A 9,890-nucleotide genomic window follows, 5' to 3' on the forward strand; every position below is an offset into this window, starting at 1 on the left:
CCCTAGTTTTTATTAAATTTTCTTATTAATTTATGGTTAACAGCTCTAAGTGCACCATCTGTACAATGGTATACTGGAAGACCTAATTTTGGCGCGCATGACATAACTGTATTAGAACAATCTGTACAATTACTTATTAAAACAGCTTCTGCTCCACTCTTTTTTAAAGCCATTACCTTTTGTACCTGTCCTGGACATTTTCCAGGGTTTTCACATTTTCTGCTTCCATTTACTTTGATAGCCTGTTTACAATATTCAACTCCGGCTACCTGTGAACCCATACTTTCTGCTATCTCACATAAACGGTCTTTATCAGCGCCACATGCACATACCAAAATTCCTATCTTTGATGGACCCTTTATGAAACATTCTGAAGCTATCAGACCACCTGTAGTTTTGACAATTGGAGAATCCATTGTTGTTCTCTTGCCAGTAAATGGTCCCCCCATTATCAATTCACCATAGTCTTTAGAAACACCGCCTGCCATCTCAAATACATCTGAAACCTTTATTCCTAGTGGAACATCATAAAAAACTTGAATCAGTTTGTCATTTGAATTATCTGCGATTTTTCCAGCTACCGTAAGATCTTTGTCAATAAAGGGTTTTTTCTCATCAACAGCCTCTTGAATTCTGCATGCTGTTTCTGCATTAATTACAATTGCATCTGCCTCCAGCGGAAGTGAATTAACTGACAACAGCTTTCCAAATACTTCTCGAATAATAGCTCTTTCTTCACCCATAGGATAAATATCATCTAGGGTTACAATATGTATATTACTGTTTGTATTTGCTTCTTCTAGCTTTTTGATTGCCATGCTTTGGTATTCTTTAATTGCAATAACTCCTGATGATGCGTTAGAAACTTCCATAGCTATTTCTAACCCCCTCAGTAATTGTTTTGGCCTCTTTTCTATTCTCCCTATATTATGCGAAAGTATTGGTTCACATTCTGCAGCATTTATCACAACCGTTCCATTTTTCTTAAACGGTTTGGATAATTTAGCATAAGTAGGAAATCCTGCACCTCCAGCTCCTACAATACCTGCTTCTTTTATCAGTTCCAGAGGAGTTGATTGTGTTAGAGGAATATAATCAGCACTCTGCTTTTCATCTGCTAGAATAGATATACTACTATCTGAAACTTCACAGACTCTTCCAGTTACACTTGCATATATATTTGCCCCAAGTGAATTTTCCCTTTGAAATGAAACAAGTTGTCCCCGCTTGATGCTGTCACCTTTGACAACTGCGGAAACAACTTGTTCACCAATGTGTTGTTTCAACTTATATTCATAAATATGTCTCATTATAACCTCCTATCTACGTCAATATTGCTTAATTTTTCTTTATCTTCTTGGTTATGGATTCAGTATACGGCAGCATATATAATTAGTAAAGCGACTTTTTGTTCTGTTATTGATTAGTAATTGTCATGTTTATTTTAAGAAAATTCCCTACGCTCCTGACTTTGCTCAAGTTATAATATGATGAGAATTCTATAAATTCCTAAAGAATAAAAAATAACTGCGTACTTAGCTAAAATAAAAAGTACCCAGTCATCTAACTTATTTTATTGTGCCTTATATTAAAATTTACTGATTTGTTATATAGTCTTTGGCAAATTCTATGAATTTTTTGACAGATGGTGTAAGCATATCATTTAATTTATATGCGATCCCAAGTTTTCTGCAATAATATGGATTTAATGGTCTCATAGCTATTATATTTTTATAGTCTCTTGCAATCAACTCTGGCAATATACTAATTCCAAGATTATTTGCAACCATAGATATAATCGCATGATCATCAGTACAGGAGTACTTCATAAATGGTTTCACTGCTGCATCTGTTAATGCATTATGAATATCATAATCAGTTCCTATTGTAGATATTATGAATGGCTTGTCATTAAATTCTTCAATTTGAACTGATTTATTTTTACTAAGTTTATGATTAATTGGCAGTATTGCAACTAGCGGATCTTCGTACAAAGGAATAAACTCCATTTTATTAATATGACGTTCACTTAAAAAACCTATATCTATTGTATTGTCATCAATCCACTGCTCTACGTCATCTGTTCCGCCCTCTTTAATGCTTATTTCAATTTTGGGATATTTTTTTTCAAAAAGATATATAATCTGCGGCAGCCAACTAATTGCAACACTTGTAAAAGTTCCAATCTTAATTTTACCAATTTCGTAGCCTTTAATATCCTGAATTGTCTCTTCAACATACTCATTGCTGGATAAAAGACCTCTGATAAGTGGAAGTAAAATTTCACCACTATGGGTTAATGTAACACCTTTCTTAGATCGAATAAATAGAGATAAACCAATTTCACTTTCAAGACTCTTAAGCAAATGACTAACTCCTGACTGGGTATATCCTATTCTCTCAGCGCTTTTTGTAAAACTTCCAGTTTCTGCAACATCTACAAACAATTCGTATTTTTTAATATCCATCTTAGCCCCCCTTACGACTATCGCCGGCACATATAGGAATGGAAGAGTGCCGATTTAGCCTGTTTAACTTTATAATACTTGCGCTTATTGCAAATTCGATGTATTATGATTAATATTGTACATAACAGTAATGCTTATTACTGTTATTCCCTTACTTGTATTATAATTGTTTCTATTCTTTTGTAAACTCTCTATTTTTAATACGCTAGTAAAGTTCTTGTATATTTTTACTAAATCTTTGAATAAAGTCTATATCATTTATACTCAACACATACAGCTTCACTGTATCTATATCTTTTAATTGGAAATGATACTATAATTTATTTATTCAAAATAAAAAACTATTAACCAACTCTGTAGTCTTTCCCATATAATCATCAGCCACTTGGTCTATTCCATCACAAATACATTTAAGGCGGCATCCTTTGCATTTATCTAATATGGCTTCCTCTAATAGTTAACACTTAAGCTCATCTTCAAAAGTAGAATTTCTAATTATAATAGCTATTTGTTTTTTATCAAAGCACTCTCATCCCGCATTTTAGGCGCATATTCTTCAGAATATATATGGTAATATGTTGTAGAATATATATTCTTCTATGGTAATATTCTTAAGAATAAATATGGTATATAAAACTTCGATGTTTCTTCTAGTGATGAACAAAATATATCAGCTAATCAAATTGTCTCAAATCAAAATAACATTTTATAAGATAATAGAAAAGCTCCAATAGTAAACGGTATGGCTCCTCCTATTGATGGAGAATACTTAAATGTTAAGAGGACACTAATTTTTGAGCCATCCTTTAATTCATATGCATTTTCTGAAAATCTTCATTCTTCAAGTTTACTTAAGTTACGATATTCTTCTATTAATGTCTTTGTCTCATATTTTCTTTTATCCACTTTTAAAACATAGATTATAAAAGAAAAAGGATTTTCTTCAAAAGAGCAATATACTTCACTTGTAAATGAACTGCCTTATGAAAGCAGAAGAAAATTAATACTATATTATAAAATGGAATACGAATATTATCTTAATACCAGACCAACACAGCTTGAATTTGAAATAAAATAATCCTGGAGAGACTTTTCTCTTCAGGATTATTTTATTTCATTTATATAATTTAACACATGTGAGCTAACTATAAATACATATAGTTATTATAATACAGCAATTTTATGCATGAATTTTTCAGCATTTCTTTCAAATCCATATTTTTCATACAATCCATGTGCATTTTTAGTAAGCAAAAGTCCATGCAAATTTTTCAGATCATCATCTTTTGCAATGAATTCTATCATTGACTTTCCTAAACCTTGTCCTCTATGCTCCTTGTCAATAATTACATCGCAAAGTTAATAAAATAATTATCTTTTAAATTTATTTTAAACCCTTCCCTTAGGGCAGAGTCAACACCAATTTATTGTTAAATAACAAAAGTTTCTTATATCAATAATGCATAGTAAAAATCAGAACTAACTAATAAATTATAGCTTTATTATAAATATTATTAGATTTCCAAAGAGCGTTGCTATATAATAAATTCAATAGTATACTATTATAATTAAGTACCTAAAAGTACTATAGCGCTTAAAAAGTAACTAATACTTTTTTAGTATTTTAATACATAGGTGCTAAAGTGCAAATCACCAAATATTTACCCTTTATCTTAAAATATAAAAAGAAAGTATGTGCAATTTATGAAAAGAGAATTACCCGCTTGTTCAATTGAAACAACACTATTACTTATAGGTGGGAAGTGGAAAGTGCTAATATTAAGAGACCTCATTAATGGAACTAAAAGATTTGGAGAGTTGAAGAAATCAATAAATTCTATAAGCCAAAAGGTGCTTACACAGCAGCTAAGAGAAATGGAAGAAGATGGGCTTGTAGAAAGAACTGTATATGCTGAAGTACCGCCGAGAGTTGAATATTCACTTACCGAAGATGGCTTGAGCCTAAAACCTGTACTAAATTCTATGCTTACATGGGGAAAGCAATATAAAGAGAAGATAAATGCTAATCTATAATTCAATATACAATAAAAATAGTACCTTAGCTTTCAAAAGCTTAGTACTATTTTTGCTAGTAATCCTATTTTTCCATGTTAAATGTACCTTTTATATGATTTCCAATAACCATTACTTGGTTACTATCTGGTAAGCTAACAACTTCAGGTACGTTGTGTGTGTCAAAATCAACATAAACAAGATTTTCAGTATCGGAAGCATTACTAATTACATGTGCACCTTCTTTACCTGGTGGAAAAGTTATAATATCGCCCGCCTTAACTGATTTTATCCCGTCAGGTGTTCTAACTGAGCCAATCCCGCTAATTATATAGAATACCTCTTCATTTTTTTCGTGATAATGGTAACTAAATGCTTGGTTTCCAGGTGGTACTTCAATAAATGATACTGTGCACTGACCAGCCTCAGGACCAGCGACTACTGGTTTAATGTAAAATTCATTATCATTTTGTTTTCTTTGAATTGCTTCAATGGCATTTAAATTTTTAATAGTAAGTTCTTTCATAGAGAAAGCCTCCTCAATGTAATTAATTGGATATTATCTATCTATGTTTTTATAATACGGTTATATACACATTCTGTAAAGTAAGCACTTCAAAGTGGTATAGGCACCTAAAGGTAACTATTGTCTTTAATTTCCATACAAAATAAATGATTGGTACCTGAAGTTTGTTCTGAATTCTTATATAACAGGCTAGTATATTATAGCCTGTTATATAGGGTTCCATATTGATAACAAAACATATTCATTATTACAATTCCAGAAATATCAGTGTTTTTTCAAATTGCATAAGTTTTAATCTCATTAAGAAACCCTATATAGATAACATAACTGTGACCGTGACTTGTGCATACAGTTCACCTAAATAAGTAATATAATTGTGTTTATATATAATTTTAACCAAATGATGTTGACTAAAATATTTGGTGCTTCAGAGACTCTCCTCAGTTTTGATACTTATCAATTCGAAGATTATTCAAAAGTAGTTACAAGCGTTGATCCTGAAAAGAAAGCAAAAATACGCAAAGAAGTGTTCCCAAAAAACATTGTTTTATTGAATTTATATTCAATGATATAGCGCTTGAAATTAAAATATTATGATTTCATAGATTAATTATACATAATGTTTTTTTAAATCCTGATATATAGAAAATTTCTTACGAAGTTCAATAAGATTTTTGCCAAAACTTTCTTCTAATAATTCTCTATGCTTCTCCATGATTTCCATAATATACAGATCATGAATCATGACTTCTGTTATAGGCATAACCAATCCTTGATGCATTGTCCATGCTGCCCTGCTATCTTTACCGAGTGATACAATACCAGCTACAACTTCTGAATTATCAGCACTAGCTACAAGCCAGCGTCCTCCGTATTCATCGGTAATTTCTGTACTCATATCATGTAAGTAAACATTTGCAAAATCAGCTATTATTTCTCCATAAGCAATGATTGTTACTACTACTCCTTTATCAGCTGCCTTTTTTAATTCAGCTTCTAATTCTTTGAATTCCTCTTTCCAAAGTTCAATCAGAATTCTATGTTTTGCTGAAAGAATGCATTCTTTTACTTTATCAAGTATTTCGTCATGACCAGTTATATTCCAGATATTCTCACGATTCTTTGAAGATTGATTATATTGTTCTAAAGATTTTTCTGCAAGTTTAAAATTCTCTTCAGCTTTTACCCGACGATTTTTAATAAGTTCTTTTGCTGGAATTGGAACATACTGTTGTGTATTTCCATGGCTAATTAGAATATCTCCACGCATAGCAAGACTATCTAAAACCTCATATATTTTTGAACGTGGCACACCTGAATTTTTTGCTACTGCATAGCCTGTTAATGGTGATTCTTCTAATAATGTAAGGTATGCTTTTGCTTCATATTCTGTAAAATTTAAATTTTTTAATACCTCTAAAATGTTATCTTCCATAAATCCTCCAATAATATTAGTCGCTACTTTAGTAACTAATATTATAACTAAATCTATTGACACAATCAACTAAAACTGATATTGTAATCACAAGTAGTTACAATAGTAGTCACTAAATTTAAAGAGGGGGATATATATTTCTATGTTAAAGGCCAAATCATTACTAGATAATCAAAAAACAAATATACATAATGAAACTTTATCTTACTATTACTTGGCTAGTACTGGGGCTGTTGTATTATGGAGTGCATCTTTTATCGCAACAAAATTAGCTTATGAAACCTTTGCTCCTATTCAACTCGCTGCAGTTAGAACTCTTTTTGCTGTGATTCTCTTTTGGTTCATGAGGAAAATCACATCAAATAATGAACAAATACAAAAGGAAGATCGTATCCGTATTGCTTTAAGTGGATTTTTGGGGATTACACTTTATTTTGCAATAGAAAACATTGGAGTTAGTATGACATCTTCTTCAAACTCTGCTTTGATAGTAGCTTCTTTTCCTGCTGTTACAACATTACTAGAATTTTTTATTTATCATTCAAAACCAAATATAAAAAAGGTACTCGGAATTATACTCGCTATCATTGGGGTTGCAGTTCTAACTCAAATTAATGCAGATGGTAATTCTAAATCTATGTTAGGAAATATAATTCTAATAGGAGCTGGAATTGTATGGGCATTCTACAACTTTATCACAAGAGATTTGACAAATAAATATTCTGCAATGACGTTAACATATTATCAGATGCTAGCAGGCTTCATCTTCTTTTTGCCATTTGTCATCATCGAGGGTAAAACATGGAAAATGCCTACCATCACTTCAGCAAGCGCATTGATCTATCTAAGTGTAGGTTGCTCTATTGTTGCATTTCTATTATATAATTTAGGACTCAGAAAACTCTCCGCTAGTATTTCAGTGTCTCTTATGAATCTAGTTCCTGTTTTGGGTTTAATATTTTCAATATTAATCTTACATGAAAGTGTATCTGCCATCCAAATATCAGGCGGAGTTATTGTTATCATAGGTGTTATATTAAGTTCTATTCAGAAAGGAGAAAATTAAAATGTATAATGAAAATAACGAATTCTTAACAATATTATCAGAAATCCCTACTCGCTGCACTATTATAATGGACAGTTCCTTATCAGGAGGACTTCTTGCTAATGCAATTGCTGTAATAGCACTAACAGCAGGCAGACGTCACCCTGTACTTCTTGGCGAACAGCTCATTGATGCATCAGGTGAAACACATCCTGGATTAATTCCTACAGGAATTCCTATGTTGTGCACAAATCAAGAAGATTTAAAAGCACTTCGTAAAGCTGCATTGGAAAAAGGCTGCGATGTTATAGACTTCCCTGTTGAAGGTCAGCAGACAAAGAATTATGAAGAATTTCTATCTATTACACGAGATATACCATCAGAAGATATGAAGTATCTTGGAATAGCTTTAGTTGGTTCAAAAAAGACAATTAGTAAACTTACTGGAAAATGTGACATGATAAAATAGAACCGCTTATAAACATGTAAAAAAGTGACCAAAAGAAAAGCCATCACCTATTAAGGCGATGACTCTTCCTGTGACTTATTTATTTAAGTTGTTTAGTCTGCATAGCTACTGATTTCCTTAAATTTGCACGCTAAACTTCCATCTGTTAATGAAAGCTACATTCTCGCTTTCGACATTACACAACTGTAAGCACAATCTTGCCTTGGATATGCCCGTGAGCTGCTCGCTCGTGTGCCTTGCGAGCATCAGCAAGCGGGAACGTGCTGTCTATTGCAACGCGCACTGTCCCTGAATCAAGTAAGAGTCCCAATTCTGCGAGCTGTGAACCGTTCGAGCGAACTTGGAGCATTGATACTGTTACACTAAGCTTTGCAACCTCCTCAGCGTCAGCAGAACCAAAGAAAATCGGAAACAAAGCGCCGCCCTGCTTGAGTGTGCGCAAGAAACGACCGGTTGTTGGACCACCAATGGTGTCTATAACGAGATCAGCGTCATGCACGACATCCTCAGGAAGGTTCTTGGTGTAGTCGATGAATTCGTCTGCACCAAGTTCGCGAAGGAACGTCTCATGCGCACCTGATGCCACCGCGATGACATGAGCCCCTTTCCATTTGGCCAGCTGTACGGCGAAATGTCCCACTCCGCCTCCAGCACCATTTATAAGAACTGTCTTGCCATTAAGCGGCACTGGGCGATGCGTTGCCGGTTGAAGCGGGTTTAGTTCATTATGCCCAAGGTCAATCAGATACTGCCACGCAGTGAGCCCTGACATCGGTGCCGCTGCTGCATGCGCGTGATCGATGTGAGCAGGCTTGAGTGCTAGGTCCGACGCAGGAGCAGCAACATACTCTGCATAAGCATTACTACCATATCTAGGAAAACGAACCATGCCGAAAACGTCGTCGCCTATGGAAAAGTCCTTCACATCCGGAGCTACAGCCTCGACAACTCCAGATATATCTGTTCCAGGAATGTAAGGTAATGGTATAGTCGGCCTTATCTCTGGAGGAAGAATCTTCATCCCTTCACGCATGTACCAGTCTGGTGGATTGATGCCGATTGCGTGAACGCGAACGAGCACCTCGCCTTGCTTAAGTTCAGGAAGCGGCACATCCTCGTAACGTAGAACATCAGGACCACCGAACTCATGGAATCGAATTGCCTTCATAGTGTTTGCCGAAATATCTTTCTCTTTTTGAATTGTAGTAATCATCAAATTTCCTCCTATTTTCTTAATTTTTGAGCAATGTATCATTTACATATAGTTTGTTTTTGATGTATAGTGTTATTATAGTTTCATAGGTAACATAATAACAAGTACGCACATTTTTGTGCCTTAAAATCGGAGGTATTACTAATGACAGATAAACAAGAAAACAAGATAATTTATTACAAAGACGAATGTCACATTATTGACGCTCTTGAAATCATTGGTGGAAAGTGGAGACTGCCTATCTTGTTCGTTATATACCGTACAAAAAGCATTAGATATAATGAACTTAAGCGAAATCTACCTGGAATAACTAATATTATGCTCACCCGTTCCTTGCAGTCTTTGGAAGAACATGGTCTTGTGAAAAGAAAAGAATTTAATAAAATTCCTCCTCATGTGGAATATTCTTTGACTGATATTTGTAAATATTTAGAGCCTGCTTATGAATCTTTAAATGAGCTGGGTAAAAAATTGTCAGAGCAACATCCTGATAAGATATAGATAGTAGTCTAACGGAAGGCTTTTGGGGCATTCTAAAATCTGAAATGTACTATCTAAGAAAATTTGATACATTTGGTGAACTTAAAAAAGCAATTGATTGCAGATTTACTTTATGAGGCAAGAATCTATAAATAAAAAAGAATGATCTATTAGAGTGTTATAGATCATTCTGAATACTGGTTAATATTTATTTAATAGGGGATAAATAATGTTTAACTAG

At 33.5% G+C, this 9,890-nt stretch carries 10 protein-coding genes and 1 pseudogene; 4 read left to right on the forward strand and 7 right to left on the reverse strand.

The genetic code is table 11. From position 1 onward, the window contains the following. Positions 1-2: 2 nt before the first annotated feature. The 4 genes and pseudogenes from prdC to CLOBL_RS20580 all read right to left on the reverse strand — a co-directional run bounded on the left by prdC (position 3) and on the right by CLOBL_RS20580 (position 3,815). The gene (prdC, locus tag CLOBL_RS20560; protein ID WP_077860736.1) at positions 3-1,310 is read right to left on the reverse strand and encodes a proline reductase-associated electron transfer protein PrdC; all 1,308 of its coding nucleotides are present in this window, start codon (positions 1,308-1,310) and stop codon (positions 3-5) included. Positions 1,311-1,595: 285 nt separating this feature from the next. Beyond that, entirely contained in the window at positions 1,596-2,468 is an 873-nt protein-coding gene (locus CLOBL_RS20565) for a LysR family transcriptional regulator (RefSeq protein WP_077860737.1), read from the reverse strand. A gap of 328 nt (positions 2,469-2,796) precedes the next feature. Continuing rightward, positions 2,797-2,976, reverse strand: a pseudogene (locus CLOBL_RS28625) (hypothetical protein). A gap of 656 nt (positions 2,977-3,632) precedes the next feature. Continuing rightward, complete coding sequence (locus tag CLOBL_RS20580) at positions 3,633-3,815, reverse strand: GNAT family N-acetyltransferase (protein ID WP_143323914.1); 183 nt, start codon at positions 3,813-3,815, stop codon at positions 3,633-3,635. A gap of 357 nt (positions 3,816-4,172) precedes the next feature. On the opposite strand from CLOBL_RS20580, the gene CLOBL_RS20585 reads away from it, so the two are divergent. Next, complete coding sequence (locus CLOBL_RS20585) at positions 4,173-4,502, forward strand: helix-turn-helix domain-containing protein (RefSeq protein WP_077860738.1); 330 nt, start codon at positions 4,173-4,175, stop codon at positions 4,500-4,502. A gap of 64 nt (positions 4,503-4,566) precedes the next feature. Here the strand turns inward: CLOBL_RS20585 and CLOBL_RS20590 are convergent, their stop codons facing one another. Together CLOBL_RS20590 and CLOBL_RS20600 are read right to left on the reverse strand one after the other, a co-directional pair. Further along, positions 4,567-5,007 (reverse strand): cupin domain-containing protein, encoded by a 441-nt coding sequence (locus tag CLOBL_RS20590; protein WP_077860739.1) that lies wholly within the window; start codon positions 5,005-5,007, stop codon positions 4,567-4,569. A 610-nt stretch (positions 5,008-5,617) separates the two neighbouring features. Beyond that, positions 5,618-6,442 (reverse strand): TrmB family transcriptional regulator, encoded by an 825-nt coding sequence (locus tag CLOBL_RS20600; protein ID WP_143323916.1) that lies wholly within the window; start codon positions 6,440-6,442, stop codon positions 5,618-5,620. A gap of 142 nt (positions 6,443-6,584) precedes the next feature. Here CLOBL_RS20600 and CLOBL_RS20605 point away from each other — a divergent pair, with 142 nt between their 5' ends. Continuing rightward, on the forward strand, positions 6,585-7,508 hold the full coding sequence (locus CLOBL_RS20605) for an EamA family transporter (RefSeq protein WP_077860741.1): 924 nt from the start codon (positions 6,585-6,587) through the stop codon (positions 7,506-7,508). 1 nt (position 7,509) lies between these two features. Further along, the gene (locus CLOBL_RS20610) at positions 7,510-7,956 is read left to right on the forward strand and encodes a DUF2000 domain-containing protein (RefSeq protein WP_077860742.1); all 447 of its coding nucleotides are present in this window, start codon (positions 7,510-7,512) and stop codon (positions 7,954-7,956) included. Positions 7,957-8,131: 175 nt separating this feature from the next. Here CLOBL_RS20610 and CLOBL_RS20615 read toward each other — a convergent pair whose 3' ends face one another. Next, a complete protein-coding gene (locus CLOBL_RS20615; protein ID WP_077860743.1) occupies positions 8,132-9,169 on the reverse strand; it encodes an NADP-dependent oxidoreductase in 1,038 nt (345 codons plus the stop codon). Positions 9,170-9,313: 144 nt separating this feature from the next. Here CLOBL_RS20615 and CLOBL_RS20620 point away from each other — a divergent pair, with 144 nt between their 5' ends. Continuing rightward, complete coding sequence (locus tag CLOBL_RS20620; RefSeq protein WP_077860744.1) at positions 9,314-9,670, forward strand: helix-turn-helix domain-containing protein; 357 nt, start codon at positions 9,314-9,316, stop codon at positions 9,668-9,670. Positions 9,671-9,890 lie beyond the last annotated feature (220 nt).

Origin of the sequence: Clostridium sp. BL-8 (genome assembly GCF_002006495.1) — a bacterium.
Classification (GTDB): Bacteria; Bacillota; Clostridia; order Clostridiales; family Clostridiaceae; genus Clostridium.

What these genes read in the sequence shown, in the direction of transcription:
- prdC (WP_077860736.1), bottom strand. Translation starts at nt 1,310, where the DNA reads ATGAGACATATTTATGAATATAAGTTGAAACAACACATTGGTGAACAA.
- CLOBL_RS20565 (WP_077860737.1), bottom strand. Translation starts at nt 2,468, where the DNA reads ATGGATATTAAAAAATACGAATTGTTTGTAGATGTTGCAGAAACTGGA.
- CLOBL_RS20585 (WP_077860738.1), top strand. Translation starts at nt 4,173, where the DNA reads ATGAAAAGAGAATTACCCGCTTGTTCAATTGAAACAACACTATTACTT.
- CLOBL_RS20590 (WP_077860739.1), bottom strand. Translation starts at nt 5,007, where the DNA reads ATGAAAGAACTTACTATTAAAAATTTAAATGCCATTGAAGCAATTCAA.
- CLOBL_RS20600 (WP_143323916.1), bottom strand. Translation starts at nt 6,442, where the DNA reads ATGGAAGATAACATTTTAGAGGTATTAAAAAATTTAAATTTTACAGAA.
- CLOBL_RS20605 (WP_077860741.1), top strand. Translation starts at nt 6,585, where the DNA reads ATGTTAAAGGCCAAATCATTACTAGATAATCAAAAAACAAATATACAT.
- CLOBL_RS20610 (WP_077860742.1), top strand. Translation starts at nt 7,510, where the DNA reads ATGTATAATGAAAATAACGAATTCTTAACAATATTATCAGAAATCCCT.
- CLOBL_RS20615 (WP_077860743.1), bottom strand. Translation starts at nt 9,169, where the DNA reads ATGATTACTACAATTCAAAAAGAGAAAGATATTTCGGCAAACACTATG.
- CLOBL_RS20620 (WP_077860744.1), top strand. Translation starts at nt 9,314, where the DNA reads ATGACAGATAAACAAGAAAACAAGATAATTTATTACAAAGACGAATGT.